Genomic DNA, 26981 nt, shown 5'->3' with positions numbered 1-26981 from the left:
CGCCGGGTCCAGGTCCATCCACACTGCCAGCTGCCCCCAGAAACCCCGACAGAAGGACATCTTGATGGCCAACCCGTTCGATGATGAGGATGGCGTGTTCCACGTCCTGCGCAACCAGACCGGTGAGTTCAGCCTGTGGCCGGCTTTCGTGCCGACACCCATCGGCTGGCACACCGTCGTCGATTCCGTCGACCACGCGGCTGCGGTGGAGTTCGTCGCGCGCGAGTGGACGACGCTCACCCCGGCGCACCGCGCCGGCACCCAAGATTCGCAGGAGCTGGCCCGATGACGGGGCAGGCGATTCGCGTCGAGGGGCTGGAGAAGAGGTACGCCGACACCACCGCCCTCGCCGGTGTCGACATGGAGGTGGCGACGGGCACCGTGCTCGGTCTGCTCGGCCACAACGGCGCGGGCAAGACGACGTTGGTGCGCACGCTCGCGACGCTGATCCGCCCGGATGCGGGCCGCGCGATGGTCGCCGGACACGACGTGGAGCGGGAGCCGGGTGGGGTGCGCCAGAACATCGCGCTGGCGGGACAGTATGCGGCGGTCGACGAGCTCCTGACCGGCCGCCAGAACCTCCAGCTCATCGCCCGTCTGCGACACGTGTCCCCGACACTCAGCGCCGCGCGGGCGACCGCACTGCTGGAGGAGTTCGGTCTCGCGCGGGCGGCGGACCGACCGGTCGGGACCTATTCGGGCGGCATGCGCCGCCGGCTCGATCTCGCGGCCTGCCTGGTCACCACGCCGGCGGTCCTGTTCCTGGACGAGCCGACCACCGGGCTGGACCCGGCCAGTCGCCTCGACCTGTGGTCCTATATCCGTCGGCTCACCGACGACGGCGTCACGGTCCTATTGACGACGCAATATCTGGAGGAAGCCGACATGCTGGCCGACCGGATCGTCGTGCTGAAGGACGGCCGCCGGATCGCCGAGGGCACGCCGGCCGAGCTCAAGGCACAGGTGGGCAATGAGCGGGTCGTTGTCGAGATGGACCGGGCGGAGGAGTTCGCGAACCTGTTGGCCGAGGTGCAGGGCTGGCCGGCGGTAACGGTGACGGTCGAGCAAGACCGGCTGCGCCTGACCCTCGAGGCGCCTGAGCCGTTCCAGTGCCTGCGCGCGGTCGCCGACCACATGGACCGTCGCCGGACGAGCGCCCGCCATCTCGCGTTGCGCAGCGCTTCCCTCGACGAGGTGTTCCTGGAGCTGACCGGTCAGCCGACCTGACCGCGGGCCAACCGCACCAGCTCGGGCAGGACTTCGGCCGCGGTGCCCTGCCACCAGTGGGTCATATAGTCGGTCAGCCGTGATTCCTCGGGGTTGATCTCGATCACCGGGGTGCCTCGCTCGAGCGCGGCGAAGGGCAGCGACCCGGCGGGCTGGACGATCCCGGACGTCCCGACGACGAGCATCAGGTCGCAGCTCGCCGACGCGTCGACGGCGTCCTGGAACGCCTTCTGCGGCAGGACCTCGCCGAACCACACGATCCCCGGCCGGATCCAGCCACCACAGGCCGTGCACTTCGGTGGCTCGACCCGCTCGGGGATGTCGCCGGGGATCTCGAGCTCCGCCTGCCAGGGAGCGGCGCAGTCGAAACACCGATAGTCGAACAGGCCGCCGTGCACATGGCTGAGCACGTCCGACCCGGCGCGTTCGTGCAGGTCGTCGACATTCTGTGTGATGACGCTGACCTTCTTGAAGGTCGCCAGTTCAGCGAGCGCGAGATGGCCGGCGTTGGGCTCGACCAGGCGGATCATCTGGGCTCGCCGGAGATACCACGCCCACACCAGGGACGGCTCCTCCGCGAAGGCCTCCTCGGTCGCCAAGGTCATCGGGTCATACTTCGCCCACAGGCCGTCCTGGACATCGCGAAAAGTGGGTACGCCGGACTCAGCGGACATTCCGGCGCCGGTCAACACGGCGATGTGACGGGCTTCGACAAGACGATGACGCAGTTCCACGGGCAGGCTCATGGCCCCAGTCTGCCTGCGCAGCTGGCGTTCTGCGTCGACATTGATGCTCTCGCCGGGAACACCGACCCGCTCGGCCTAGCCTTCCCACCCGCCGGGTGGTGAGCGGTGTTCGCTCCCTGAGGTCAGACCCCGAGGTTGAGGTCGACCATCAGCTCGCCCGCGATGCGTTCGAGTTCGGTCTTGACCGGGCCCATCCGAACCTCGGGCCCGCGGAGCGTGGCCTTGCACTCGAACAACTGCCCGCCGTGCCACGGCGCATCGGTGACGGTCGACTCGAGGCGCTCGATGGTGACGCCGTGACCGCGCAGCGCGGTCGTGATCTCCTGGATGATGCCCGGCTTGTCGTTGCCGACCAGCTCGAGGCGGAACGCCACCGAATCCTCGGGGACCGTGCTCTCGGCCTCGGCCTTCTGCACGCTGATCTCGAGGCCCTCCAGGCCCTCGAGATTGTCGGCCAACTCGTCGGCCCGATCGTCGGGGAGGGTGACCTGAACCAGCCCCGCGAACTTCCCGGCCAGTTCGGCCATTTCGCTGCGTTCCCAGTTGCCGCCAGCGCGGGACACCGCGTCGGCGAGCGACTGAACCAATCCGACCTGCTCGTCGCCGATGACGGTGATCACATAGGTAGCCATGCGGTTAGCCTATGCTTCCGGCGCCCGCAGTGAGCGGGTCTCCGGGAAAGATGTGGAGTCTGATCGGGCGATCGATTCGGCCGTTCGATCAGGCCTGTCTGGGGGCGCGGGGAGAGATCATCGCGAGCCGCTCGATCGCAAAGCGATAGCCCTGCACACCGCAGCCGACGATGACGCCAGCGGCGATGTCGGACAGATAGGAGTGGTGCCGGAACGGTTCGCGGGCGTGGACGTTGGAGATGTGCACCTCGATGAGGGGGCCGTCGATCGTCGCGAGCGCATCGCGGAGGGCGACGGACGTGTGGGTGTATGCCCCCGCGTTCACCACGAAGCCCACCGCCGCCGTGCGCCACCGATGAACCGCCTCCACCAGCTCGCCCTCGTGATTCGACTGGAAACACCGGACATCGAGACCACAAGTATCCGCGGTCTCGTGGCACAGGCGTTCGATGTCGGCCAGAGTTTCGCGGCCATAGATCTCGGGCTGCCGCTGACCCAGGAGGTTCAGGTTGGGGCCGTTCAGAACGGCGATGAAATCACGGCCGGTATCGGGCATCGGTCCTCCGCTCGGGTCTCGGGACAGGATGCCACGAATCGTCACGACAGCGATCCCGGCCCGGGATGCTCCCTGCGGGCACTCCGCGGATCCGCGGTGGCACCGAGGACCCTCGACTAGGCTTGGCGACAAACACGGGTGAGCCGCTTCGACGTCCCCGACCCCGCGCGATGCTGCGCACGCTGCTTCTGCGCGACCCGTTTCGCGGCGGCCCGACAGCACAGTCGATCCGGATGGAGAAGCCCCCATGACTCAGATGCGTGCCGCCGTCGTCAACGATTTTGCGAAGCCATTGTCCGTCGAGGAGATCGCGCGTCCGACGCCCGGTCCCGGTGAAGTCCTGGTGGAGCTGGTGGCCACCGGCGTCTGCCACACCGACCTGCACGCGGCAGAGGGCGATTGGCCCGTGAAGCCCACCCCGCCGTTCGTGCCCGGCCACGAGGGCGTCGGCAAGGTGGTGGAGGTCGGTGAGGGAGTCCTCGATCTCGCCGTCGGCGACCTGGTCGGCAACGCCTGGCTGTGGTCGGCGTGCGGGTCCTGCGAGTTCTGTCGCAAGGGATGGGAGACGCTCTGCGAATCCCAGCGCAACGGTGGCTATTCGGTGAACGGCAGCTTCGGGCAGTTCATGCTCGTCGACGAGCGCTTCGCCGCCCGCATCCCCGACGGTGTCGACGTGCTCGAGGCCGCGCCGGTGCTGTGCGCGGGCGTCACCGTCTACAAGGGCCTCAAGGTTGCCGAGACCAAGCCCGGCCAGTGGATGGTCGTGTCCGGCATCGGTGGCTTGGGCCATATGGCGGTGCAGTACGCCGTGGCCATGGGGATGCGCGTCGCCGCCGTCGACATCGCCGACGACAAGCTCGAACTGGCGAAGCACTATGGCGCCGAAGTGCTCGTCAATGCCAAGGACACCGATCCCGTGGCGGCCATCCTGGAGGGCACGGGCGGGGGCGCGCACGGCGTACTCGTCACAGCCGTCCACCCCACCGCCTTCGGACAGGCGATCGGGATGGCGCGCCGGGGCGGAACCATCGTCCTCGTCGGCCTGCCACCGGGCGACTTCCCCGCACCCATCTTCGACATCGTGCTCAAGGGCCTCACCGTCCGGGGCTCCATTGTCGGGACGCGCCAGGACATGGTCGAGGCGCTCGACTTCTTCGAGCGCGGCAAGGTCAAGCCGCGCGTGCACGAGCGTCAGCTGACCGAGATCAACGACATCTTCGACGAGATGAAGGACGGCAAGATCGACGGTCGCGTGGTGGTGCGGTACTGAGCGTCGCGTCGATCGACCCGACTAGAGACGACTGGTAAACGGACTCGGCGTCGCGTCGGTCGCGAGCCGAAAAAGGCGGACGATGCGACCGGACTCGCGTTCGTACGCCCGGTAGCCCGGCCACTGCTTCTCGATGCGCGTCCAGACCGCTTCCCGCTCGCTGTCGGGGACGCGTTCCGCGTGCACGCGATAACGCTGCCCGCGCACGACGGCCTCCGCGTCGGGATGGGCCTTCAGGTTGGCGGTCCAGCCGGGGTGATTCCCACGGGCGAAGTTGGTGCCCGCGATGATCGCGCCGCCGTTGCCGTCGGGGGTGTACATCAACTCGACCACTCGCGGCTCGCCCGATTTCGCTCCCGTGGTGTGCAGCACCAGGGAGGGAACGAGGATGCCGGAGACGATCAGGCGGCCGCGGGTCACGCGTTTGAGGAACCGTTCCGCCGGTGGGAGTGCCACGGGTCCGATGGCCCGAAAGGCACGGGTGCGGCTGATCGGAGCGCAGATCTGGCGCAGGACCCGGATGAGCGAGGACATGGCGGAATCGTCACACATCTCCGGACTGCGCGAGAACGGTGGAGTCCCTGAACAGCGCGTCGGATAGCGCGTCCCGTCGGGGAATACCCCTGTGCCTCCCGGGGTTGAGTCAATGAGGCTCAACTTTGGTTGCTGGCGCCATGAGGCGGCGGCATAGTTGAGCATGACAGGCTCAATCTTGAGTCGCTGACTCTTCGGGCCGGTGAACCCCGGCCCCAACAGACGAGGACGTATGGACACGAACAAACTGACCACGATGAGTCGGGATGCGGTCTCGGCAGCGGTTCGCAACGCACTGACCGAGGGCAACCCCCAGGCCGAGCCCGAGCACCTGCTGCTCGCGCTCCTATCCATTCCCGGCAACACCGTCGGGCCGCTCCTGAGCTCCGTCGGCGCCGACCCCAAGGTGGTCGAGGCCGCCGCGCAGGGCGCGATCAAGAAGCTCCCGTCGACCTCGGGCTCATCGGTAGCGCAGCCGACGATGTCGGGGGCGCTGGCCCGCGTGCATGCCGAGGCCGAGAACCAGGCCCAGAAGCTCGGCGACAAGTTCGTCTCGACCGAGCACCTGCTCATTGCGCTCGCCAGGGTGAAGTCCGCTGCACAGCAGATCCTCAACCAGCTCGGGGCGACCGACAGCAAGCTCGCGAAGGCGTTCAACGAGGCACGCGGCGACAAGCGGATCACCTCGGCCGAAGCAGAGGGCACGAGTGGTGCGCTCGATCAATACTCGATTGACCTCACCGAATCCGCCCGCGCCGGCAAGCTCGACCCGGTCATCGGCCGCGACTCCGAGATCCGGCGTGTCGTGCAGGTGCTGTCCCGGCGCACCAAGAACAACCCGGTCCTCATCGGTGACCCGGGCGTCGGCAAGACCGCCGTCGTCGAGGGCCTGGCCCAGCGGATCATCGCCGGTGACGTGCCCGACTCCCTCAAGGGCCGCAAGCTCGTCTCGCTGGATCTCGGTGCCATGATCGCCGGCGCGAAATATCGCGGCGAGTTCGAGGAGCGGCTGAAGGCCGTCCTCACCGAGATCAAGGAGGCCGAGGGTCAGATCATCACGTTCATCGACGAGCTGCACACCGTGATCGGTGCAGGCAAGGCCGAGGGGTCGATGGACGCGGGCAACATGCTCAAGCCGATGCTGGCCCGCGGTGAGTTGCGGATGATCGGCGCGACCACGCTGGACGAATACCGCGAGAACATCGAGAAGGACCCGGCGTTCGAGCGCCGGTTCCAGCAGGTCTATGTCGGTGAGCCGAGCGTCGAGGACACGATCGCGATCCTGCGCGGCCTGCGCGAGCGCTATGAGGGCCACCACAAGGTCGCCATCACCGACGGGGCCCTGGTGTCGGCGGCGACGCTGTCGAATCGCTATATCACCGCGCGGAAGCTCCCGGACAAGGCCATCGACCTCGTCGACGAGGCCGCGTCGCGGCTGCGGATGGAGATCGACTCCTCGCCGGAGGAGATCGACCAGCTCCGCCGCAACGTCGACCGGATGACCATGCAGCAACTCGCGCTGGAGAAGGAAGAGGATCCGGCCTCCAAGGAACGGCTCGCCCGCTTGGAGGAGGAACTCGAGAACGCGAAGGAGGAGCTGCGCGGACTTGAGGCCCGCTGGGAGGCCGAGAAGTCCGGTCTCAACAAGGTCGGTGAGCTGAAGTCGCAGATCGACGAGCTGCGCGGCGAGGCCGAGCGCGCCCAGCGCGAGGGCGACCTCGCCCGGGCGTCGGAGCTGCTCTATGGCCAGATCCCCGCGCTCGAGGCGCAGATGGCCAAGGCCGACGAGGAGGACGCGAACTACAAGCCGATGGTGTCCGAGGAGGTCACCGCGCACGACATCGCCGAGGTGGTGAGCGCGTGGACCGGCGTACCCGTCGGACGCATGCTCCAGGGCGAATCCGAAAAGCTGCTCACGATGGAGTCGCATATCGGCAAGCGTCTGATCGGGCAGAAGACCGCCGTCACGGCCGTCGCCGATGCGGTGCGGCGCTCGCGGGCCGGGATCTCCGACCCGAACCGGCCGCTGGGATCGTTCCTGTTCCTCGGCCCGACCGGTGTCGGCAAGACCGAGCTCGCCAAGTCGCTCGCGGAGTTCCTCTTCGACGACGAGCAGGCCATGGTGCGGATCGACATGTCGGAGTATTCGGAGAAGCACTCCGTCTCCCGGCTCGTCGGTGCCCCTCCGGGCTATGTCGGTTATGAGCAGGGCGGTCAGCTCACCGAGGCCGTGCGGCGTCGGCCCTATTCGGTCGTGCTCCTCGACGAGGTCGAGAAGGCTCACCCCGAGGTGTTCGACATCCTGTTGCAGGTGCTCGACGACGGGCGGCTGACCGACGGGCAGGGGCGTACTGTCGACTTCCGCAACACCATCCTCATCCTCACCTCGAACCTGGGCTCGCAGTTCCTGGCCGATCAGAAACTGGACGCGAAGACCAAGAACGACGCAGTGATGGAGGTCGTGCGCAAGTCGTTCAAGCCGGAGTTCCTCAACCGTCTGGACGAGGTCGTCATGTTCGACCCGCTGGGTCTCGACGATCTCACGCACATCGTCGACATCAACCTGCGGCGCCTCAACGACCGCATGGCCGATCGGCGCATCGTCATCGACGTCACCGAGGCGGGCAAGCAGTGGCTCGCGGAGACCGGCTTCGATCCGGTCTATGGTGCACGGCCGCTGCGTCGCCTGGTGCAGAACACGATCGAGGACGCGCTCGCGCGGAAGGTCCTCGCGGGCGAACTGCTCGAGGGCGACGCGGTCACGTTCGATCGTGCGTCGGACGGTGAGGGCCTGGTGATCGTGGGGGATTCGGGGGGTACGCCGGATCTCGCCGACCAGGTCGAGGAGGCCTGATCCTCGCCTCGAAATGACCGTACGCCGGGTCGCTGCCCCACGCGGGTGGCGGCCCGGCTTGCTCATCCCTATGAAAGAACGCGGGCGGAAGACGCGTGCTCGACACAGTCATTGGCTTACGGCGCGTGAAGTTCGCTGAGCAGCCAGGGATAGGGGTCCGTGATGGTCGCTCGTCGTGATCGTAGGTCGCGCAGCAGGCCGGTCAGCACGGGGCCGGCCGAATAGTGTCGACCACGTGTTTGTCCGTGCGCAGTGAGGAGACCAGCACCCACGAGGTCGCTGAGATCGCGCGACGCTGTGCGTACCTCCGTGAGGGCCGCCTGCGCATAGACCGGCCGGGTTAGCCGGAAGCCGAGAGTCGCCATGTGGAGCGGATCGATCACTCGCTCGGAGCCCGCGATCGCCGGCCAAGTCATGGATCGCAGTGAGCACGCGCTCTGCCTCGTTGAACCGGCGCTGCACGGTCTGGGCTTGCATGTGGTGCGCGCGGAGATTGAACTTCACCCACAGGCGCGCGGATCGCTCGCAATTCCACCCGCCAGCGCCCGTGCGGGCAAGGATCCGGTAGTAGTCGTCGGTGTTGTGGCCAAGCCATTCCTCGATGCTGGAGAACGTCGGCTCCAGGATCGCGTCCTGCGCGAGCACGAGTGTCTGAACCGCCCGAGCCAGGCGCCCGTTGCCGTCGCGGAACGCGTGAATCATGACAAGGTTGAGGTGTGCCATAGCGGCAGTAATGAGGGTGGGTACACCAGCCTCGGATTGGATCGACCTCGCGAAGGCATCCATGAGAGCAGGCACTCGGGCAGCCGCTGGCCCTTCATAGACTTGATCGCCTGTGCGCTCGTCCTGGACGTAGAGGGGTCCGGAGCGATATTGCCCTGGTGACTTGGCGCTCTCATGGCTCAGGAGCATGAAGTGCATTGTCCGAAGCGTCTGGACGTCAACGGGAAAGCCAGGACCTGCCGCCAGATTCAGCACGAAGGCCATGAGTCGTTCGGCCATGTTTCACTTGTCCTAATTATTAGGACAAGTGTCGCACCCTTGGCGCGTTGTCACAATCATTGGGACATTCGATCATCGGTTGAGTCGTCGTCGGCACCACCGGCTTCCTTGGATCTCCGCATAGTACGGTGACGCCATGATGACGATCGACGGCGTACTGGAACGCGTGGCGGGTGGCGAAACTTGCGAGACGATCGTTGGCGAAGCTTTCGAACGCGGGCACTCGGACCCGGCGGCCGCGCACGTCTTCACCGCCTCATATGCCGAGGACGCCCTGGCTGCGGCCCGCGCGGCCGACGCCGCCGGGCGGGACCCCGGCCGTCCGCTGGCCGGGCTGCCGGTCACGATCAAAGACCTTTTCGATGTCGCCGGTGAGACCACCCTGTCCGGCTCGATCGTGCGCCGGGGCCTGCCGGCCGCCGAGAGCGACGCGGTCGTGGTTTCGCGGCTGCGTGGGGCCGGCGTTGCGATCACCGGGCGCACGAACATGGTCGAGTACGCGTTGGGTGGGGTTGGCCTCAACCCGCACTATGGGAACCCGCGCAACCCGGCCGATCCCGAAGTGGCTCGCGTCCCCGGCGGTTCGTCGTCGGGGGCAGTGGTGTCGGTGGGGCTGGGCCTGGCGGTCGCCGCGGTGGGCTCGGACACGGCCGGTTCGGTGCGGATCCCCGCGGCCTTGTGTGGACTGGTGGGTTTCAAGCCCACCCAGGCCCGGGTGCCGCTGACCGGGGCGGTCGAGCTGTCCCGCTCGCTGGATTCGATCGGGCCGATCGCCAACTCGGTGACCGATTGCCTGTCCTTGGACGCCGTGCTGGCCGACGCCCCGATCCAGGTGGCTTCGCGTTCGTTGTCCGGGCTGCGACTCGCGGCGGCCCAGACCTTCGTCCTCGACGACCTCGAACCCGAGGTGGCCGCAGCCTATGAGCGAGCCTTGCGAACCCTTGCCGACGCCGGGGCCAGCATCGAGGAAGTGCCGCTGGCGCAGTTCGGCCAGATCGCCGAACTCAACCAACCGAGCGGGCTGTCTCCGATCGAGTGCTGGGCGGCGCACGGGGACCTCGTGCGCAGTCGCGAAGGCGACGTCGATCATCGGGTGTCCCAGCGGATGAAGCTGGGAGATGGGATCAGCGTGGCCGACTATCTGGCGATCCACGACCGTCGTGCGCGCTGGATTGCCGAGACCGAGCGGGCGCTGGAGCCGTTCGACGCCGTCCTGTGCCCGACGGTGCCGATCGTGGCGCCGGCGATCGGCGATCTGGAGGCGTCCGACGAGGCCTATTTCGAGGCGAACAGGCTGCTGCTGCGCAACCCCTTCGTGGTCAATTGGCTCGACGGCTGCGCCTTCTCGTTGCCGTGCCAGGCTCCCGGCGAGTTGCCGGTCGGCCTCATGATCGCGGGGCCGCGTGGCGCGGACGCCCGCGTCGCCGAGGTGGCGTTGGCCGCCGAGGCAGCGCTCGGCCCGCGCTGAATCCGCTGGGATCCGCCGAGATCCCGGACATCGCTCCTGACAACGACAGCGAGCGCCCTCGGTGCTCACCCGCGTCAGTGCCGCCGTTCCCCTAGACTGCCTGCACTCCCGCTCGAAGAGAATCCGTGGATTGGCAATGGAGGAGCGCGATATGAAGCCAACCGCACGCGTGTTCATCAGCAGCGCTCGCGGTCAGCAACTGGACAGTTATCGCGCCCGAGTTATCCAAGTTGTTCGCCGCTATGGCTTCGAGCCCGTTTTCATGGAGGAGTTCACGCCGGACCGGCGTCCTCCAGCCAGCTATTGTCGCGAGCTGGTTCAGGGCTGTGACGCCATGGTGCTGTTGGTGGCGCATCGTTATGGCTCGTTGGTGCCGGGCGAGGATCGTTCCTATACCGAGTTGGAATACGACACCGCGATCGAACTGCCGGACGTTGATCTCATGGCTTGGATCGTCGACGACAACTGCCCGTGGCGACCGGCCGAGATCGATCAAGCCGACGACAGGGACCGGCTGGAGCGTTTCAAACAAAAGCTGGGTACGCATACCGTGGGCAGATTTGCCGATCCGGAGGGGTTTCAGGAGCAGATTGCCTATGCGCTCGCTGATCTGCGGCAACGACTGAACACTCGAGAGGCGGGGAGATCCCGCGCGCCCACGGTGGTGCCTCCCCATCGTCGCAACCTCCCCCGTGCCCCCGAGAAGGCAGCCTTCCCCGTCTATGTGGGTGGTCTGACCTTCACTGGCCGCACCGAGCAACTGGAGTGGCTGGATTCTTGGGCGAACGGGACCGACGGCGTGGCGGTGATCGAGGCCATCGGTGGCACAGGCAAGAGCGCATTGACGTGGGAGTGGTTCAGCGATCGTGCACCGGCCGCGATCGACGGGCTCGCCGGACGCTTCTGGTGGAGCTTCTATGACAGCTCCAACACGCTGAGAAAGTTCCAACAGGTGTTGTTGGCCTACCTCACCGGATGCGCGCCCGCGGAGGCAGAAGCGTTGGATGCCGTTGCACTGGCTGATGCGGTGTTGCATGAGTTGGAGGCGCGACCGTTCCTCGTGGTGATGGATGGTTTCGAACGACTCCTCAACGCCTATCACCGGTTTGATGCCTCGACCGTGACCGACGACGAAGTTGACCGCCTGCTCAAGGACCACGCACGCGCGGTCACCGATCCCAACGCTCACGATTTCGTACGCCGCCTCGCCACGCTCCGGACGAGCAAAGTGCTGATCAGCAGCCGCCTCTTGCCTGATGCCCTCACGGGTTTCGGCAACATTCTCCTGCGCGGTGTTTCCCATCTTCGCCTGCCCGGGTTGCGCACCACTGAAACCCGGCACCTGCTGAGCAAACTCGGCGTGCAGAACAGCCATTCCGAGGTGAAGCTCTTCTTTGATCGCCTGGACAACCATCCGCTGCTGATCGGCATTGTGGCCGGTCTGGTGCGGAAGCATCGGCCGGCACCGGGGGACTTCGATGCGTGGGTGGCGGATCCCCAGGCCGGGCAGCGATTCACGGTCGCGGGGCTGTCGATCACTGAACGCAGCCATCACATTCTCGAACAAGCACTCGCCGGACTCGATAACGAAACGTTGGTGCTGCTGCAGGGCTTGGCGATCACCGGTGGCGCGATGACCTGGGAAATGGTCCAGATCATCAACCCTTTCCTGCCGGGTGACCCCCTCCGGATCAGGGCGCCGTGGCCCCAGTGGTTGCAGGATTTCGTGAAGAGCCGGCAGGCTCGCGAAAGGATCGAACAGCTCGATGATCCACGCGAGCCTCTGACGCGCTTGGATGCGGCGTTGTCTGACTTGCAGGACCGTGGCCTGCTGTGGTGGAACACCCAGTCCAACACTTATGACCTCCACCCGGTGGTGCGGGCTTATGCAAGTGAAGGCACCAGCGACGTCACGCGGCGAGCCGCCAACGTGAGGCTGGGGCGCGATCATTTTGGCCGAGTCGCGTCAACCGAAGACCCCGCGCGCGTCAACTCTGTCGAAGATCTGGTCAACACCATCCAGTTCTTCCGAGCCCTTCTGGGAGCGGGCGCCTACGAGGGTGCGACGCGACTGTGGCAAGACAAACTCCACGACGCCCTGCTCCATCGGCTGGGTGCCAATCTGGTGGTCGTGCAGCTGTTGACCGACTGTGCCGGCAGTGCAGCTGCGGATCCCGACGGTGTCCTCGAGTGGTATTTGGCCTGGGCAGAAGGCGGCATGGGACGCCTGTCCCAGGCGCTCGCCCGCCGACTTCGGTGTTTGCAGCGGAGCATCGAGCGCCGACGCGCGGATCACCTGCTCCCTGCTCTCAACAATGTCGTCGAGAGCTTGTCCGCCATGGAGCGTTCGGCCGATGAGACCGCTTATCGCTCCTGGCTGAGTGACTTCACGACCGTGCTCGACAGCCAACCGGGTGATCTGGCGAGGCTCGAGCTTTACCACCTGATCGATCTGATGAGTGCGGAGCGCTATCCCCAAGCACTCCGGCAGTGCGACTTGTTGGAGCGGGGCCCGGACAACCCGCTCGATCCGCACTGGCGATCGAGCATCGCAGGGATGCGGGCGCGTGCAGTGCTGCGCATGGGACAGGATCCGGGTTGGCAGGTGCGACTGACCGATCAGCGATTCGGGACGAGCATGGCCGCGCGAGAGGAATGGGCGGCGTTCGTCTGGGAGTGGGCGGTGCAGCAGGGGGATTGGGGCCTCGCGCATGAGGCTGCCATGCAGACGGATCGACTGGCCCGCGTGCAGGGCCAAGAGTCCCTCCCGGTGGAGGTTGCCTGGGCGCTCGCCCAGTTGGGACGGCGGGACGAAGCGGCGGCTGCCGTGGACAGCGCTCTGCTCCGGTTTGATCGCGTTCATCCAGCCCTGCGCCCGCACTATGCGACCGCTCAGGCCCTCTTGGCGTTGGACCGGCCGGCTGAGGCGATCACGCATGCGGACTTGACCTATCGACAGGCCTGGGCCGACGGGCCATCGACGCACTCACCAAGGGCAGTCAGACTCGCCGGGGAACTTCTTGCGGAACTGGGTATGACACCCCCCGCGCTGCCGGAACGTGCATCAGACCCGAGCTCAGTGCCTTTCGCTGCAGAACTCGGCGTGTGGCTCGAAGAGTTGCGCGCACAGGCACGAACGACGGAGGAGTCATGATGCGGTGGGACGCCGATCTGCTCGCCGAGTGCGGGCTCACGGGTTTGGCACCTGCAGACGCCCAGGATCTCTTGACGGCGACCTACAGGGATCTCGAGCTCCGAGTGGGCGAACGGCTGTCCGCGGGGCTGTCTGATGATCTCCTCGACGAGTTCTCGAGCTTCATCGACCACGACATGGAGAGAGTGCGCGCCTGGATCGCCGAGCACCGACCCGACTATGCGACGGACCCGGGTTACGAGAAGCTCGCCGAGACCCTGCCAGAGGCATCAGCGGACCGGTTGCTGTGTGAATACGCGAGCCTAGCCTGGATCGGAGTGCACCGCCCCGACTATTCCGACATCGTGGACCGGGTCGTCGCGGAGATCAAAGCCGAGATCGTGCAGCATCGCGACGTGATTCTCCGCGTGATCGCGGGTGGCTCGCCCTGATCCCTCGGCGACGAATGACGCCCCCTGCACTCGGGGGACTCACGCGGCTGCGTAGTCCTGCATCGTTGCCTGCACCTGGTCGCGGACTGCGTACGCGGCATCGCGCCCGGCCCTGTTGGCGCCGATGGTCGAGGCGGACGGGCCATAGCCCACGAAGTGGACTCGAGGATCGCGCGCGGCGGTCGTGAAGACGTGGGGATCGCGAGGGGCGAGCAGTTCGATGCCGCCGAGCCTGCTGCGCAACTGCAGCGGGGCGAGATGCTTCACCGCGGGCCGGAACCCGGTGGCCCAGAGGATCGCATCAGCGGGTTCGGTCGTGCCGTCGCGCCAGCGTACGCCCTCGGGAACGATCCGCTCGAACATCGGCCGTCGTCGCTCATAGATGCCCAGGTCCGCGGCGGCTCGTTCCTGCGGGCGCAGCATCAGCCCGGTCACGCTTACCACCGACTGTGGTGGCAGCCCCCGAGCGACCCGTTCCTCGACCAATGCCACTGCGGCGCGACCGGCTTCCTGGTCGAACTTTTCGGTACGCCACACCGGTTCGCGCCGAGTCACCCACGTGACGTCCGCCACCGGCGCCAACTCGCCGATGAACTGCACGGCCGAGGCGCCGCCACCGACAACGATCACCCGCTGCCCGCTGAGCGCATCCGGACCCGGATAGTCGACCGTGTGGAACTGCCGCCCACGGAACTCCGCCGAGCCCGGAAAGGACGGCAGGAACGGCTGCTCCCAGGTGCCCGTGGCGTTGATGACCGCTCGTGTCCGCCAAGTCCCGGCTGTGGACTCGACCAACAGCGGACCGCCCGCGCCGTGGCCGGCAGCTCCCGTTGTCGCGTCGGTCACGCGCTGCACGCGCGCCGGCCGGCGGATGGGGAGGTCGAATTCGCGTTCGTACGCCGCGAAGTAGGCAGGCACCTGCAGGTTCGCCGGGGCTCCCGGGTCGAACTCGGGGACCGGCAGCCCCGGGAGGTTCGCCACGCCGTGGACGTCGTGCATCGTCAAGCTGTCCCACCGGTGCTGCCACGCGCCGCCCGGGGCGTCGTTCGCGTCGAGGACGAGGAAGTCGAGGTTGAGGCGCTTGAGGTGATAGGCCGCCGACAAGCCGGCCTGGCCGGCGCCGATCACCACGGCAGAGAAGGTCATATAACGTTCAACTAAATCGGCCGGCGCGATATTCCCCGGGAGATGGGGGAGCCCAACGTGCAAAGCTGAGCCCATGGCGCGCGTACAACTCGACTATCCCGACCACATCTTCACGTTCAGCACGGAACTCGATGTGCGCTTCGACGACATCAACATCGGTGCCCATCTGGGCTTCGACAAACTGGTCACTCTGGTGACCGAGGCGCGGTCGCGGTATCTCGAGCAGCTCGGGATCGCCGAGGTCGCCTCGCCGGGGGTGATCGTGACGGATTTGACGGTGGCCTACAAGGCTGAAGCGCGACTGCGTGACCGCCTGCGGATCGACGTCGGGGTAGCCGAGCGCAGCCGGGTCGGCGGCGACGTCGCCTATCGCGTTGTGCGTCCGGCCGACGGCACGGTCATCGCCGTGGCCAAGACGGGGATGGTGTTCTTCGACTATGACAGCGGCCGCGTGGTGGCGGCTCTGCCGGAGTTCCCCGAGGTGGCCTGACCCGCACTCCGAGGGTCGCCCCGTGCGGGACGAGTGGGCGGAACCGCCCCGTCGCACCGCCGCGGTGGCCCACCCAATATCGTGGCGTCGTTTCAGTCAACGACGACGAAAGGTCCCACCATGGCCAACACGCTCGCACGCACCGCGTGCTATCTGGGCGCTCCCGCTCTCATCGCCGCCGGTGCCGGGGGTTGGGCGATGATCTCCAAGCAGCTCGCCTCGCAGAAGATCGAGGTGCACCCTGATTCGCCGATCCTCGCCGGCAAGACCGTGGCCGGCCCGATCACGGCGTTCGCGCAGGCCAACGTCATCGAGCAGCACGCACAGGGCATCGGCGGCGGCCGGACGTTTGCCGAAATCAGCCACGAATGGATGGAAGCACAGGAGAGCGGCGACAACGCCCGAGCCGAGGAACTCGCAGGAGCACGCGAGATGGTCATGCAGGCCAACCTGCTCCGCGCCTCGCTGTTCACCTCGGTGCTGGCATTCGGAGTCGCCGCGCTGGCCGGCGGCATGGGCGTCCTCACTGCACTCGTCGGGTCGGCGCTCCCGAAGGGCGACTGACCGAGACCCCCCGGGGTTCGCGGTCGTCAGGCAGCGATCACCTGAACGAGGACGATCTTGGCGATGATGCTGAGCGCAAACAGCGCGGCATAGCCCGCATTGATGCGTTCGTCCGCGCAGCGTGAGTTCGCGTACGCCAAAATGGCCGGCTGGCCGACGAAGCCGGCCAACGCGCCCGCGGACCGTGGGGGGCTGAGGCCGATCAGCCGCGCAAGGATCACCACCAGCGCACCGGCGATCACCACGATGATCACGGCCAGGACGCCAGTCTTGAGCCCGAGGAGTGTGAATGCCTGGCTGGCGAAGGCTTGGCCCGCCGCGAGGCCGGTGGCGCTGAGGAAAAGCAGGAGTCCGAGCTGACGGATCGTGAGGTTGGCTGGCATCGGCAGGCCCCAGACCAGCGGGCCTGTCCGTTCGAGTCGGCCGAGGACCATCCCGACGACCAGCGGTCCGGCGGCGGAGCCAAGGGCCAAGGTGATCCCACCCGGCAGCGGCAGGGCGATCAGGCCGATGGCAAAGCCGAGGGCGAGACCGATGCCGGCGGAGAACGCGTCGACCTCGCTGATGCTGCGCTCCGAGTCGCCGAGGAGCGCGCCCACACCGTCGAGTTGGCCGCGGGGGACCACGGCCCGCACGCGATCGCCCAACTCGAGGGCCAAGTCGTCGTGGGCGAGCAGGTCCAGGTCGCCCCGCTTGACGCGGGTGATCACGCCGCCGAAGCGCCCGTCGAAATCGAGGTCGGCGACGGTCTGCCCGACCACCGCTCGGTTGGACACGATGAACCGGCGATAGTCCACCTCACTGCGGTCATGCGCGAGATGCTCGCTGACGCGCCGGCCCAGATGCACCCGCGCCGCCTGCACCGCTGCCTGGGGGCCGACCACGACCACCCGGTCGCCAACCTCCAGATCCTCATCCGGACCGACCACCCGAGTCTTGCCGCCGCGCTGCAAATAGGAGAACCGCACGGAGCCGTCAGTGAACCCGGGCACGGCATGCAGCGGGCCGGGTCGGGTGACCTCGACGCTGATGTCGATCAAGCCGACCCCGGCGGCCGGGGCAGGGTCGTTGCGCGACTCCCATTTGAGGCTCATCACCACAGCGACAACGAGGATCGTCACGAGCACTCCGACCGGATAAGCAATCGAATAGCCCACGGCGGGCTCCTCGGTGCCCACCTGTTCCGCGACGGCGGCGAGCGCCGGCGTGGAGGTGAGCGCTCCGGAAAAGGCGCCGGCGGTCAGTGCTGGGGAGAGTCCGAGCAGCCGACCGCCGACGATGGCGACCCCCGTCGTGGCAGCCACGACCAGCACGCCGCAGGCCATGAGCGGGAGCTGACTGCGCAGATTGCGAAAGAAACTCGCCCCGGCGGCGATGCCGACCGTGTAGACGAACAGCGCCAAACCGAGCGTCTGAATCAGCCCGAGCCCTTCCCCGAGCCGAGGGTCCAGTGCGCCGACGGCGAGTCCGACGAACAAGGCACCGGCCGGTCCGAACCGCACCGGGCCGAACGGGATCTGGCCAACCAAAGTGCCGAGGGCGAGGACTAACACGACCGTGAGCAAGGGAGCCGAGGCCAGCAGATCCAGCATGCTCGTTATGCTCGCACACAGGTCTGACAACGATCGTTGGTCGCCCGGACGAGGAGGCGCACATGGGTGCGGCACACGACATCCCGTTGACTGGGAGCCAAGGGGCTGAGCTGGCGACACGGCTGGATCTGCCAGCCGGGCCGCCGAAGGCGATCGCGCTCTTGGCGCATTGCCTCAACGGGTCCGACGATCACTATGCGGTGAGCCGCATCGCGGCGGGCCTCAATGAACTCGGCATCGGCGTGCTCCGGCTCGACCTGACCGACCGCGCCCTCGGCTCGAGCATGTCTGCCGAGGACTTCTCCACCGCGTGCGAGGATGCCCGACTGGCCATCGGCTGGCTCACGGAACACGTGCAGTCACCGCAGCTCCTGATCGGTCACAGCCTCGGCGGAGCGGCCGTCCTGTCGGTCGCGGAGGAGTTTGCGGATGTGCGTGCGGTCGCCACGATCGGTGCTCCCTCGGATCCGAGCGACGTGGTGACGGATGCGGCCGCGCGACTGCGCAGGGCGCTGCTCGTCATGCACTCACCGATCGACAACGTGGTGGGCGTTGAACATGCGATCGAGATCTTCGCCGCGGCGCGAAACCCCAAGAGCTATGTGTCATTGGACCCGGCCGATCACTTCCTCACCAAGCGTGGGGATGCCGAATTCGCGGCACGGATGATCGGGACGTGGGCCGAGCGCTACATCGTCGAGCCCGAGAGCTTCGCGGCTCCGGATCCGTCAGCCCAAGTGGTGGTCGGCGAGACCGGCCAGGGCACGTTCCTCAACCACGTCGTCGCCGGCCGTCACCATGCGCTCGCCGATGAGCCGGAGTCGGTGGGCGGGTTCGATGCGGGGATGTCGCCCTATGACTATTTGGCAGCCGCGCTCGGGGCCTGCACATCGATGACCATTCGGATGTATGCCCAGCACAAGAAGCTCCCCCTCGACCGCGTGGTGGTGGAGGTCGAGCACGACAAGGTGTATTCCGATGACAGCGACGCGGCCAGCACTGGCGCGAAGCGCAAAATCGATCAGTTCACCCGCACGCTCCACCTCACCGGCGATCTCGATCCCGCTGTGCGGCAGCGGATGGCCGAGATCGCCGATCGGTGTCCGGTCCACCGGACCCTGCACGAGTCGTCACGCATCGTGACGACTTTGGCCGACTCTTAGGTCGCCAGCCGCTCGGTCAGTTCAGCACCGGGGTGTCTGCGGGGATCGTGCCGTTGCCATAGAGATCCGTGGCGAGCTCCTGAAGGGCACGCAGAGCCACGCGCTGAGTGAGCGGGCCATAGGAGATCCGGGCGACACCGAGCTGCTCATATTCAGCGGCTGTGAGCGCGCCCGGCAGCCCGATGACACTGAGCTTGTTGGGGCCGAGTCCAGCCACGAGCTCCTCCGCGATCTCCCGCGTGATGACACCCGGAACGAACACGAGCGCGGCCCCCTCCTCGAGGAAAGCGCGGCCACGCGCGATGGCGTCCTGGATGCTTTCCGCGAGGGGGCGGTCTCCCGCCCGGGCCAGTGCGTCGGTGCGGGCGTTGAGCTGGAACGGCACGCCCTCGGCCTCGGCGGCAGCCACGATCGCCCGGACCGCTGCCACGGAGTCGTCGAACGGCGCGAGCCGGTCCTCGACATTGGCACCGACGACGCCGATGCCGATCGCGCGTCGCGCGGTGTCACCCGGATCGCCGAATCCGGCGTCGAGATCCGCCGAGACCGGCAGGTCTGTCGCGGCCACGATCCGCTCGACTGCGGCGAGCGCGACGTCCCGCGGAATCGTGCCATCCGCATAGCCATGCGCCGCAGCGATCGAGTGTCCCGCGGTGGCGATGGCCTTGGTCTCGGGCAGCGCCGCGACGGCTTGCGTGGAGATCGCATCCCACACGTTGACAACGCGCAGGATCGTCGTGGACTGATGCAACTGCTGAAGGGTCTGGGCCTTGTCGAGTGTGGTCATGGCGGCCACCTTAACGACGGCCTCCGACAACGTCGGTGCGGGCGGCTCGGACGACAGGTCAGCCCACGCGCGGGGGCGCGGGCCAATCGCGGAAATCCGCGACCAACGGCGGCAGCGCGAGGATGAGCAGGAACAGCGCCGCGGGGATCAGGGCATAGAAGTTGATCGCCAAATAGCCGGCAGCGCCGAGCACCCCGCCGAGGAAGAACAGCCCGACGATCGTGATGTGGTGGCGCAGCTTGGTCGTGTTCGCGACGACCGGATCAAGGTCCGCCCGGCTCGGCCGATAGACCAGCTTGCCGAGTTCGATGCCGATGTCGGTCACCATGCCCGTGACGTGCGTCGTCCGGATCTGGGCATCCGAGGCTTTGGTGACGATCGCGTTCTGCAGCCCCATCGTGAAGCACAGCACGGGAATGAACACCCAGATGCGGTGTTCCCAGGTCACCCGATCGGCGATCGCCCCGAACATCAGCACCATCGATGACTCGAGCACGAGAACGGCCGAGAAACGGCTGCGCAGCCCACGCCGGCGACTCCAGTTGAACACCAGTGCGCACATCATGGCGCCCCCGATGAAGGCTGCGATCGCGAGCAGACCGATCGCAACCAGCCGGAAGTCTCCGAGCACGAGGTGGTCCGCGACGATAGCCGTCAGGCCGGTCATGTGGGAGGTATAGGTGGCGGTCGCCACAAAGCCCACCGAGTTCAGCACTCCGGCATGCAACGCCAGCAAATTGGCGAGGTGAAAGTTCCGCAGGGGCGTCCGTTCCGGCCCCGCGATCAGCCATATCCGCCGCCACAGATCCACGGATCGAACGTTAGCCGTCCCGGTGGGCTGCTTCCGTGGGGTTCACGCAGCGACCTCCCTCGCCGGAGGGGCGCTGTCGGCATAGGAACGGGACAACCGGGCGTACGCCTTCGACCTGAACGCCAACAGCACCACGATCAGCATCAGGGCAGACGACAGGATGAACACCAGCGCGATCCCGCGCGCTTCCCCGTCACCCAGCAGCCAGCCCCAAGCCGCCTGGCCGGCGGGTGAGTCGACCCAGGGGATGAGCCAGAATTCGGCGAGCGGTCCCATCGCCATCGCGGAGATCGGCGTGGCGGCCGTCTCCACGCTCATGGCGAAACCGAACACGCGACCCTGGCGCTCGAGCGGCACCACCCGCTGGATGATCGTCTGCTCGGCCGCCTCGGCGGCGGGGATGAGCACCATGTACGCAAATATTCCGACCACGAACAGCCACGGCCATTCCCGCAGGACGAACAGGATGCCGATCACCGACACGGCGAGGTTGACCAACAACAGCGTCCGCAACGGGCGGGCGCCCAGGCCGCGGCGGGAAACGATCAACCCACCGACGATGAAGCCGATGGACGTGATCCCCAGGACGAAGCCCCACATCTGCACCGAAAAGAGCGTCAGCCCATAAGGGTCGAGCAGCGCCATCATCACGCCGCCGATGAAGTTGTTGAAGCAACTGAACAGGATCAGGGCCATCAATCCGGGCACGGCGCGGACTGCCCGGAGACTGCCGGGCAAATCGATGAGCTTGGTCGCGGCCTCGGGATCGCGTTGCACTCCCGCCTCGGGGATCGGCACCCACAGGAGGTGCAGGAGGGCGAGCCCGGTCGCCCCCACCGCAAGACCCAGCGTCCAATGGATCCCGAGGAATCCCACGGCCAGACCAGCGAAGATCGACGTCGCCAGGAAAGCCAACCCCTGCGCGGCGCCCACCATCCCGTTCGCCTTGTCGCGGTCCCCGTCGGGCACGAGCAGGGTCACCGTCGTCGAGAGCGCGATGTTGCGCATGTTCTCGACCACGGCGCCGCCCAGGATCAACCCACCGGCGAGCCAGAACCAGGGCGCTCGGAGGTCGATGACCGTCGCTGTCGGCAACAGCCAGAACAGCGCTCCCGCCAGCACGAACCCGGCCGTGGTGATCACCGAGGAGGCGACCATCACGTGCTTCTTCTTGAACCGGTCGACGATCACGCCGAAGAAGAGGGACGTGATCGAGAGCAGCGCCATATAGCTGCCGCCGATGATCGCGTTCAGCAGCACCGACCGCGTCTCGAGATATACCCAGAAGGTCCAGGCAAACCACAAGAACGCCGTGGCGGTGTTGGCCACCACGGTGTTCACCAGCACCCGGTGGAAGTGCCTCATGCGCGTTCCTCACCGCCGACGAGATTCGTCGGTCAGGGTCACGTTAACGCTGCACTGCGACATGCCGCTTCTGGATTTCCCGGGACGCGGATGTGTCGGACCTCAGCCTCCGGTGAGTGTCGCCGTCGGCCTCAACTCTTCGGTGGTTTGGCCGCGCGCTGTTGCCGCGGCAGCATGGTCGGCAGATCCGGCAGATCTTCCCGCGGGTGTGCCTCGAGAACACCGGAACTGATCAGGCCCTCCTCGACCTCCCGCTGCAGTTCACGGACCAGAGCCCGGCGTTCGAGGCGCCTGATCTCCGCAAGATGGGCATGCGCCGCCTTCAGGATGGCGAGGATCATCAAGATCATCACGATCGTGAACGGGGCAGCCACCAGAATCGCCATCGTCTGCAGCGCCGACAAGGCGGCTGCGCCGCCCGCGAGCAGCGCCACGAAGCAGATCGCACCCTCGAGCAGCGCCCAGAAGACACGGCTCCACAGCGGCGGGTTCGGATCACCGCCGGAAGCCATCATGTCGACGACATAGGAGCCCGAGTCCGAGCTGGTCACGAAGAACACGATGATCAGCAGCACGAAGAGGCCGGACAGGATCGCCGCGCCCGGATAAGAGTCGAGCAGCTGGAACAGCGCCAGGTTCGTGTCGACGGAGCCGTCCTCGGCGACGAGGCCGCCGCCGTTCAGCTCCCGATAGAGCGCCGAGCCGCCGAGCACGGAGAACCACACGACGGTCAGCAGCGTGGGAACCAGCAGCACGCCGAAAACGAACTCGCGAATGGTGCGTCCGCGGGAGATGCGGGCGATGAAGATGCCGACGAAGGGGGACCAGCTGATCCACCAACCCCAGTAGTACGTGGTCCACGCCCCCAACCACTCGGCCCCGTCGTTCCCCCGGAACGGGAAGGTCCGGAACGACAACTGCAGGAAGTTCTGCAGATAGGCGCCGACGTTCTGCACGACCTCCCGCGCCACGAACAGCGTCGGGCCGAGGGCGAGCAGCGTGATGAGCAGCCCGGCGGCGAGCAGCAGGTTGAAGTTCGACAGCCACTTGATGCCGTTGCCGATGCCGGTGGCGACCGAGATGGTGGCGACCAGGGTGATCGCCACGACCAGGATCTGCTGGAAGCCCGGGGTGTCCTCGGCCACCCCGAGATAGTCCAGACCCGCGCTGATCTGGGCTACGCCGAAGCCGAGCGATGTCGCGACGCCGAAGAGCGTGCCGACGATGGCGACGACGTCGATCACGTCGCCCCAGATGCCCTTGACACGGTCGCCGAGCAGCGGCTCGAGCGCCCAGCGAATCGAGACCGGGCGCCCGCGGCGATGGACGGCGTACGCGACGCCGAGGCCGACGATGATGTAGATCGACCACGCGTGCAGGCCCCAGTGCAGGAATGTGGTGGTCATCGCCGATTGCGCGAGGGCCTCGGGGGCGCCGTCGACGCCCGGGGGCGGCGACGCGAAGTGGTTGAGGGGCTCCGCGACACCCCAGAAGACCAAGCCAATGCCCATGCCGGCGGCGAACAGCATCGCGAACCACGGGATCAGGCCGAACTCCGGCTTGTCATCGTCCCGCCCGAGCTTGATCTCACCGAACCGGGAGAGCCCCATGAAGAGAGCGAACACCACGAAGGCAAAGACGAGCACGACGTAGTACCACCCGATCGAGTTCACCACCGTCGTGTTGGCGGCCGAGATCGCGGTTTGCATGCCGTCCGGGAAGATCGCGGCCAAGAGCACGAACGCCCCGACGAGGATGGCCGCCGGCAGGAACACCCGCGTCGCCACCCCATGCTTGTTCACGGCCTCACGGATGTAGGCCTCGGCCGGCTTCTCGCCGGGCGCAGGGTCGAGGGTGTCGGGGAGATCCGGTGGCGGGTCGGCCTGCTCGGCGCTGACGGACGGTGAATCGGAAGGTCGGTCGGAGACTGCCATGCTTGTACCCTGCGAGGACCGACGCATGGTGCGCAACCTGTGCGGCGCTTCTGATGCAGGCTTGAGACCTTTGGCGCGCTGTCGCCGTGGGCCGGAGTGCCCGGTGAGTATCGTCGGTGGCAGTCGGCATGGAAGTTGGTGGGCCAGATGGCAATGCTCGTGATCCTGATCGGACTGGTCGCGATCACCGTCACGGTCGTCGCGGTCCTCGCTGGATTCAAATTGGCGACCGACAGTCAGCGGCGGGCGTTGCCGCCGGCCCGACCGCCCCTGCCGGGCCCGTCACCCTGGCAGGGCTTCCAGGGTCAGCCCGGGCCGCGCTACCCGGCGTACAATCCAGCGCAATATCTGTCCCCCGGTGACCGGGAGCGGATCAATGTCATGCTCCGCGGAGGCCACAAGATCCAGGCGATCAAGCTCTATCGTCAATCCACTGGTGCCGGGCTCGCGGAGGCCAAGGCGGCCGTCGAGCACTTGGAGCGCTATCAGTGAGCGAGACCGCCCCGTCGACTCCCGACCCCGACGTGCCGTGGGCGATGCAGTTGGCGGTTCGCTATCACAAGGTGGAGCCCGCAGGTCGCGTCGCGACGTGTGAGGCGGCGGTGCGGGCCGTCGTGACCTTGTTGGCGTCCGACGAGGCCACGACAGGGGAGTGGGCGGCCGCGGTCAAGCGCTGGCGGGATGGGCGGATCCGCAAACTGGTCCGCCGGGCGCGCGGCGTGCGCTGGGACGACGTCCAGCAGCTGCCGGGCGTCACCGTCGAACAGGAGCGGGCCGCAGTCCGCGCCTTCGTGCCCGGTCCGGTCCGGCCGCTCCCGCCCGAGCTCGCCAAACTGCAGGTCTCGGGCACCGAGCTGCCCGCCGACGAGGAGTCGACCGTCACCGACGCGCCCGTGCTCATCGGCGTGAACCCCCACATCGAGATGACCGCGGGCAAGGCAGCCGCCCAGTGCGCGCATGCCGGTCAGCTCGCCTGGGAGGCGATGACGGACGCCGAACGGGACGCCTGGGCGGGCAGGGACTTCCGCGTACGCGTCCACACGCTCACCCCTGCCGAATGGGCCGCGAACCCAGGCCGCATCCACGTGGTCGACGCGGGCTTCACCGAACTCGACGGCCCGACCGAGACGACCCGAGCGTGGTGGCGCCTGTGAACCGCGTCGTGCCCGATCCCGAGCAGCCGGGCGCCTGGTATGTCCGCATCAACGGCACCGACCACTCCTGGATCGATCCGGAGGACCCGACGCGGCTCGAGTTCGACTACATGCAGCGGATCGCGGACGTTGTCGACGCTCACGCCCCAGCCGGGGAGCGGCTCCGGGTTCTCCACATCGGAGGCGCGGGGATGACTCTGCCGCGCTACGTCGCGGCGACCCGGCCGACATCCGCGCAGATCGTGCTGGAGCCGGATGAGGAGTTGACGGCGGAGGTGCGCCGGACCGTCCCGCTGCCGCGCAATTCCGGAATCAAGGTCCGCCCGATCGACGGCCGGGCGGGGGTCGCGGCGATCCGCGACGACTGGAACGCGGACGTAGTGATCATGGACGCGTTCGCGGGCGCCTCCGTCCCGGCGGAGCTCACCACGCTCGAGTTCTTCACCGATCTCCGCCGCGTCCTCGCCCCCGTGGGCGTCGTGCTGCTGAACGTGACGGACAAGTCGCCGTTCGTGTATGCGCGGCGGGTCCTCGCGGGCCTCGCCGAAGTCTTTCCGGAGTTGATGTTGAGCGCGGAGCCCGCCACCCTCAAAGGACGACGGTTCGGCAACATCCTCCTGGCCGGTTCGGCGATGGCGCTTCCGCTCGCGGCGCTGTCCCGGAAGGCGGCCGGTTCGGTCTTCCCCTACCGCGTCCTCCACGGACCCCATCTCGCCCGGTTCGGCTCCGGCGGCGTGCCGTTCACCGACCGTGACGCCGCACCGTCGCCGGAACCGCCCGGCGGTCCGGCGTTCTTCCGGTGATCCGCGAGAATGTGCCCCATGACCGACCAGCTGGCAGACGATCGTGCCCCGGCGCGCCCCCCGCGGCGACCTCCGCGCAGGAAACGCATCGGTGTCCGTGGTCTCGTGCTCGCTCTCATCGGACTGCTCGTCGTGGGCTGGTTCGGTTGGCATTTCCTCGTGTCCGCCGTCGTCGCGCGGGTTCAGTATTCGGATCAGATCAACGAGCTGAGGACACAGTGGGAACTCGGTGAGCCGCCGCCGTTGGTGGAGCGACCGCCCGCCGGGCAGGCCTACGCGATTCTGACGGTGCCCAAGTGGGGTGAGGGGTACGCGGTCCCGATCATCGCGGGCACCGAACCGGGGAATCTGGCGCGGGGAGTGGGGGCGTACGCGTCCTCGGTCCGGCCCGGACAACTCGGCAACCTGGCGCTCGCCGGCTATCGGACCAGCCATGGCGCTCCCTTCGGGAAGCTGCTCGAGCTCGACAAGGGCGACCAAGTGGTGATCGAGACGAGGGCGGCCGTGTTCACGTACGTCATCGACGTCCCCGCCCGGGATGTCACGGTCGGGGCCGACGATGCGTGGATCCTCGACCCCGTGCCGGGCACCGCCGACGAGCCGACCCGACCGACTCTGACGCTCACGACGAGTCAGGACCTGGTGTGGTCGAACGACCGGTCCGTCGCCTTCGGTCACCTCGGAAGCACCCGCAACAAATAGCACTAGGCTCGAAACCATGTCCGACAAAGCAGAGCTGATCCGCCACATCAAAGACCTCGCGATCGTCCACGGCAGGGTGACGCTGTCGTCCGGGCGGGAGGCGGACTATTACGTCGACATGCGCCGCGTGACCCTCGATGGTGTGGCCGCGCCGCTCGTCGGGCGGGTTATGCGGGAACTCGTTGCCGACCTTGAGTTCGACGCTGTCGGTGGGCTCACCCTCGGCGCCGATCCGGTCGCCACCGCGATGCTTCATGCCGCCGCCGCGGCCGGGGAACGGCTCGATGCGTTCGTGGTGCGCAAGGAGCAGAAGGCGCACGGGATGCAGCGCCGGATCGAGGGGACAGACGTGGCGGGCCGCAAGGTCTTGGTCGTGGAGGATACGTCGACGACCGGTGGCTCTCCGCTGACCGCTGCTGAGGCCGTTCGGGCAGCAGGCGGCGAGGTCGTCGCGGTCGCGTGCATCGTGGACCGCCGCAGCGAGGCCGCTCGCGTGATTACCGAGGCCGGCCTGGAATATCGCTATGCCGTCGGTGCGGACGACCTCGGCCTGGAATGACTCGGCGACCGGTGCGCGCCGGAGTTGTCGGCAGGCT

26 protein-coding genes and 1 pseudogene are annotated in these 26981 nt (G+C 67.3%); 15 read left to right on the top strand and 12 right to left on the bottom strand.

All coding sequences use genetic code 11. The annotated features are described in order from the left end of the window. Window positions 1-64 precede the first annotated feature (64 nt). Together ACQ260_RS14565 and ACQ260_RS14560 are read left to right on the top strand one after the other, a co-directional pair. Window positions 65-289, top strand: a complete 225-nt coding sequence (locus tag ACQ260_RS14565; RefSeq protein WP_432560180.1) for an MbtH family protein — start codon at window positions 65-67, stop codon at window positions 287-289. Beyond that, window positions 286-1227, top strand: a complete 942-nt coding sequence (locus ACQ260_RS14560; protein WP_432560179.1) for an ATP-binding cassette domain-containing protein — start codon at window positions 286-288, stop codon at window positions 1225-1227. The genes ACQ260_RS14565 and ACQ260_RS14560 overlap by 4 nt, the downstream gene beginning before the upstream one ends. On the opposite strand, the gene ACQ260_RS14555 is transcribed toward ACQ260_RS14560, so the two are convergent. The 3 genes from ACQ260_RS14555 to aroQ form a co-directional block, all read right to left on the bottom strand. After that, window positions 1215-1973 carry an SIR2 family NAD-dependent protein deacylase gene (locus tag ACQ260_RS14555; RefSeq protein ID WP_432560178.1) on the bottom strand — a complete coding sequence of 253 codons (759 nt, stop codon included), beginning with the start codon at window positions 1971-1973 and terminating at the stop codon, window positions 1215-1217. The genes ACQ260_RS14560 and ACQ260_RS14555 overlap by 13 nt on opposite strands. Before the next feature lie 122 nt (window positions 1974-2095). After that, window positions 2096-2605 carry a glycine cleavage system transcriptional repressor gene (locus tag ACQ260_RS14550; RefSeq protein WP_432560177.1) on the bottom strand — a complete coding sequence of 170 codons (510 nt, stop codon included), beginning with the start codon at window positions 2603-2605 and terminating at the stop codon, window positions 2096-2098. A gap of 88 nt (window positions 2606-2693) precedes the next feature. Further along, window positions 2694-3161: a type II 3-dehydroquinate dehydratase gene (aroQ, locus tag ACQ260_RS14545; protein ID WP_432560176.1), complete on the bottom strand. Its 468-nt coding sequence runs from the start codon at window positions 3159-3161 to the stop codon at window positions 2694-2696. 247 nt (window positions 3162-3408) lie between these two features. On the opposite strand from aroQ, the gene adhP reads away from it, so the two are divergent. Beyond that, on the top strand, window positions 3409-4431 hold the full coding sequence (gene adhP, locus ACQ260_RS14540; RefSeq protein ID WP_432560175.1) for an alcohol dehydrogenase AdhP: 1023 nt from the start codon (window positions 3409-3411) through the stop codon (window positions 4429-4431). Window positions 4432-4452: 21 nt separating this feature from the next. On the opposite strand, the gene ACQ260_RS14535 is transcribed toward adhP, so the two are convergent. Next, window positions 4453-4965 (bottom strand): nitroreductase family deazaflavin-dependent oxidoreductase, encoded by a 513-nt coding sequence (locus tag ACQ260_RS14535; RefSeq protein WP_432560174.1) that lies wholly within the window; start codon window positions 4963-4965, stop codon window positions 4453-4455. A gap of 232 nt (window positions 4966-5197) precedes the next feature. Here ACQ260_RS14535 and clpB point away from each other — a divergent pair, with 232 nt between their 5' ends. Then, the gene (gene clpB / locus ACQ260_RS14530; protein ID WP_432560173.1) at window positions 5198-7819 is read left to right on the top strand and encodes an ATP-dependent chaperone ClpB; all 2622 of its coding nucleotides are present in this window, start codon (window positions 5198-5200) and stop codon (window positions 7817-7819) included. 116 nt (window positions 7820-7935) lie between these two features. Here the strand turns inward: clpB and ACQ260_RS14525 are convergent, their stop codons facing one another. Both ACQ260_RS14525 and ACQ260_RS14520 read right to left on the bottom strand, forming a co-directional pair. Continuing rightward, complete coding sequence (locus ACQ260_RS14525; protein WP_432560294.1) at window positions 7936-8235, bottom strand: hypothetical protein; 300 nt, start codon at window positions 8233-8235, stop codon at window positions 7936-7938. A 283-nt stretch (window positions 8236-8518) separates the two neighbouring features. Then, window positions 8519-8731, bottom strand: a pseudogene (locus ACQ260_RS14520) (Fic family protein); the annotation flags it as partial. A 226-nt stretch (window positions 8732-8957) separates the two neighbouring features. Between ACQ260_RS14520 and ACQ260_RS14515 the strand changes: the two are divergent. From ACQ260_RS14515 to ACQ260_RS14505, 3 genes are all read left to right on the top strand, one after another. Beyond that, the gene (locus tag ACQ260_RS14515) at window positions 8958-10289 is read left to right on the top strand and encodes an amidase (protein ID WP_432560172.1); all 1332 of its coding nucleotides are present in this window, start codon (window positions 8958-8960) and stop codon (window positions 10287-10289) included. A gap of 151 nt (window positions 10290-10440) precedes the next feature. Continuing rightward, entirely contained in the window at window positions 10441-13443 is a 3003-nt protein-coding gene (locus tag ACQ260_RS14510; protein WP_432560171.1) for a DUF4062 domain-containing protein, read from the top strand. Further along, window positions 13440-13874 carry a DUF5663 domain-containing protein gene (locus ACQ260_RS14505; RefSeq protein WP_432560170.1) on the top strand — a complete coding sequence of 145 codons (435 nt, stop codon included), beginning with the start codon at window positions 13440-13442 and terminating at the stop codon, window positions 13872-13874. Before ACQ260_RS14510 ends, ACQ260_RS14505 begins: the two co-directional genes overlap by 4 nt. A 39-nt stretch (window positions 13875-13913) precedes the next feature. On the opposite strand, the gene ACQ260_RS14500 is transcribed toward ACQ260_RS14505, so the two are convergent. Then, window positions 13914-15020, bottom strand: coding sequence for an FAD-dependent oxidoreductase (locus tag ACQ260_RS14500; RefSeq protein WP_432560169.1), 1107 nt, complete (start codon window positions 15018-15020; stop codon window positions 13914-13916). 73 nt (window positions 15021-15093) lie between these two features. On the opposite strand from ACQ260_RS14500, the gene ACQ260_RS14495 reads away from it, so the two are divergent. Together ACQ260_RS14495 and ACQ260_RS14490 are read left to right on the top strand one after the other, a co-directional pair. Then, window positions 15094-15510: an acyl-CoA thioesterase gene (locus ACQ260_RS14495; RefSeq protein ID WP_432560168.1), complete on the top strand. Its 417-nt coding sequence runs from the start codon at window positions 15094-15096 to the stop codon at window positions 15508-15510. Between the two features lie 120 nt (window positions 15511-15630). Then, a complete protein-coding gene (locus tag ACQ260_RS14490) occupies window positions 15631-16074 on the top strand; it encodes an aromatic ring-opening dioxygenase LigA (protein WP_432560167.1) in 444 nt (147 codons plus the stop codon). A gap of 26 nt (window positions 16075-16100) precedes the next feature. Here the strand turns inward: ACQ260_RS14490 and ACQ260_RS14485 are convergent, their stop codons facing one another. After that, window positions 16101-17675: an aspartate:alanine exchanger family transporter gene (locus ACQ260_RS14485; RefSeq protein ID WP_432560291.1), complete on the bottom strand. Its 1575-nt coding sequence runs from the start codon at window positions 17673-17675 to the stop codon at window positions 16101-16103. Between the two features lie 53 nt (window positions 17676-17728). Here ACQ260_RS14485 and ACQ260_RS14480 point away from each other — a divergent pair, with 53 nt between their 5' ends. Beyond that, on the top strand, window positions 17729-18829 hold the full coding sequence (locus ACQ260_RS14480) for an alpha/beta fold hydrolase (RefSeq protein WP_432560166.1): 1101 nt from the start codon (window positions 17729-17731) through the stop codon (window positions 18827-18829). A 16-nt stretch (window positions 18830-18845) separates the two neighbouring features. On the opposite strand, the gene ACQ260_RS14475 is transcribed toward ACQ260_RS14480, so the two are convergent. The 4 genes from ACQ260_RS14475 to ACQ260_RS14460 form a co-directional block, all read right to left on the bottom strand. After that, window positions 18846-19616 (bottom strand): isocitrate lyase/PEP mutase family protein, encoded by a 771-nt coding sequence (locus tag ACQ260_RS14475; protein WP_432560165.1) that lies wholly within the window; start codon window positions 19614-19616, stop codon window positions 18846-18848. 58 nt (window positions 19617-19674) lie between these two features. Then, window positions 19675-20427, bottom strand: a complete 753-nt coding sequence (locus ACQ260_RS14470; protein ID WP_432560164.1) for a YoaK family protein — start codon at window positions 20425-20427, stop codon at window positions 19675-19677. 42 nt (window positions 20428-20469) lie between these two features. Then, window positions 20470-21792, bottom strand: coding sequence for an MFS transporter (locus ACQ260_RS14465; RefSeq protein ID WP_432560163.1), 1323 nt, complete (start codon window positions 21790-21792; stop codon window positions 20470-20472). A 131-nt stretch (window positions 21793-21923) separates the two neighbouring features. Next, on the bottom strand, window positions 21924-23726 hold the full coding sequence (locus ACQ260_RS14460; RefSeq protein WP_432560162.1) for a BCCT family transporter: 1803 nt from the start codon (window positions 23724-23726) through the stop codon (window positions 21924-21926). Between the two features lie 147 nt (window positions 23727-23873). On the opposite strand from ACQ260_RS14460, the gene ACQ260_RS14455 reads away from it, so the two are divergent. The 5 genes from ACQ260_RS14455 to pyrE are packed head-to-tail and all read left to right on the top strand — an operon-like array spanning window position 23874 to window position 26944. Continuing rightward, window positions 23874-24218: a hypothetical protein gene (locus ACQ260_RS14455; protein WP_432560161.1), complete on the top strand. Its 345-nt coding sequence runs from the start codon at window positions 23874-23876 to the stop codon at window positions 24216-24218. A 44-nt stretch (window positions 24219-24262) separates the two neighbouring features. After that, complete coding sequence (locus tag ACQ260_RS14450; protein ID WP_432560290.1) at window positions 24263-24880, top strand: peptidyl-tRNA hydrolase; 618 nt, start codon at window positions 24263-24265, stop codon at window positions 24878-24880. Next, window positions 24877-25683, top strand: a complete 807-nt coding sequence (locus ACQ260_RS14445) for a spermidine synthase (RefSeq protein ID WP_432560160.1) — start codon at window positions 24877-24879, stop codon at window positions 25681-25683. The genes ACQ260_RS14450 and ACQ260_RS14445 overlap by 4 nt, the downstream gene beginning before the upstream one ends. An 18-nt stretch (window positions 25684-25701) precedes the next feature. Further along, a complete protein-coding gene (locus ACQ260_RS14440) occupies window positions 25702-26385 on the top strand; it encodes a sortase domain-containing protein (protein WP_432560159.1) in 684 nt (227 codons plus the stop codon). A 16-nt stretch (window positions 26386-26401) separates the two neighbouring features. Continuing rightward, window positions 26402-26944, top strand: coding sequence for an orotate phosphoribosyltransferase (pyrE, locus tag ACQ260_RS14435; protein WP_432560158.1), 543 nt, complete (start codon window positions 26402-26404; stop codon window positions 26942-26944). Window positions 26945-26981: the final 37 nt, after the last annotated feature.

This window comes from Ammonicoccus luteus (assembly GCF_050880385.1).
Taxonomy (GTDB): domain Bacteria; phylum Actinomycetota; class Actinomycetes; order Propionibacteriales; family Propionibacteriaceae; genus Enemella.
The sequence above is the reverse complement of the archived record's forward strand: the minus strand, read 5'-3'. Positions and strand labels throughout refer to the sequence as shown.

Coding starts and splice junctions, on each gene's coding strand:
- ACQ260_RS14455 (WP_432560161.1), top strand. CDS start 23,874: ATGGCAATGCTCGTGATCCTGATCGGACTGGTCGCGATCACCGTCACG.
- ACQ260_RS14475 (WP_432560165.1), bottom strand. CDS start 19,616: ATGACCACACTCGACAAGGCCCAGACCCTTCAGCAGTTGCATCAGTCC.
- ACQ260_RS14495 (WP_432560168.1), top strand. CDS start 15,094: ATGGCGCGCGTACAACTCGACTATCCCGACCACATCTTCACGTTCAGC.
- ACQ260_RS14500 (WP_432560169.1), bottom strand. CDS start 15,020: ATGACCTTCTCTGCCGTGGTGATCGGCGCCGGCCAGGCCGGCTTGTCG.
- ACQ260_RS14565 (WP_432560180.1), top strand. CDS start 65: ATGGCCAACCCGTTCGATGATGAGGATGGCGTGTTCCACGTCCTGCGC.
- clpB (WP_432560173.1), top strand. CDS start 5,198: ATGGACACGAACAAACTGACCACGATGAGTCGGGATGCGGTCTCGGCA.
- pyrE (WP_432560158.1), top strand. CDS start 26,402: ATGTCCGACAAAGCAGAGCTGATCCGCCACATCAAAGACCTCGCGATC.
- ACQ260_RS14450 (WP_432560290.1), top strand. CDS start 24,263: ATGCAGTTGGCGGTTCGCTATCACAAGGTGGAGCCCGCAGGTCGCGTC.
- ACQ260_RS14460 (WP_432560162.1), bottom strand. CDS start 23,726: ATGGCAGTCTCCGACCGACCTTCCGATTCACCGTCCGTCAGCGCCGAG.
- ACQ260_RS14440 (WP_432560159.1), top strand. CDS start 25,702: ATGACCGACCAGCTGGCAGACGATCGTGCCCCGGCGCGCCCCCCGCGG.
- ACQ260_RS14465 (WP_432560163.1), bottom strand. CDS start 21,792: ATGAGGCACTTCCACCGGGTGCTGGTGAACACCGTGGTGGCCAACACC.
- ACQ260_RS14490 (WP_432560167.1), top strand. CDS start 15,631: ATGGCCAACACGCTCGCACGCACCGCGTGCTATCTGGGCGCTCCCGCT.
- ACQ260_RS14525 (WP_432560294.1), bottom strand. CDS start 8,235: ATGACTTGGCCGGCGATCGCGGGCTCCGAGCGAGTGATCGATCCGCTC.
- ACQ260_RS14510 (WP_432560171.1), top strand. CDS start 10,441: ATGAAGCCAACCGCACGCGTGTTCATCAGCAGCGCTCGCGGTCAGCAA.
- ACQ260_RS14555 (WP_432560178.1), bottom strand. CDS start 1,973: ATGAGCCTGCCCGTGGAACTGCGTCATCGTCTTGTCGAAGCCCGTCAC.
- ACQ260_RS14480 (WP_432560166.1), top strand. CDS start 17,729: ATGGGTGCGGCACACGACATCCCGTTGACTGGGAGCCAAGGGGCTGAG.
- ACQ260_RS14515 (WP_432560172.1), top strand. CDS start 8,958: ATGATGACGATCGACGGCGTACTGGAACGCGTGGCGGGTGGCGAAACT.
- aroQ (WP_432560176.1), bottom strand. CDS start 3,161: ATGCCCGATACCGGCCGTGATTTCATCGCCGTTCTGAACGGCCCCAAC.
- ACQ260_RS14550 (WP_432560177.1), bottom strand. CDS start 2,605: ATGGCTACCTATGTGATCACCGTCATCGGCGACGAGCAGGTCGGATTG.
- ACQ260_RS14505 (WP_432560170.1), top strand. CDS start 13,440: ATGATGCGGTGGGACGCCGATCTGCTCGCCGAGTGCGGGCTCACGGGT.
- adhP (WP_432560175.1), top strand. CDS start 3,409: ATGACTCAGATGCGTGCCGCCGTCGTCAACGATTTTGCGAAGCCATTG.
- ACQ260_RS14560 (WP_432560179.1), top strand. CDS start 286: ATGACGGGGCAGGCGATTCGCGTCGAGGGGCTGGAGAAGAGGTACGCC.
- ACQ260_RS14535 (WP_432560174.1), bottom strand. CDS start 4,965: ATGTCCTCGCTCATCCGGGTCCTGCGCCAGATCTGCGCTCCGATCAGC.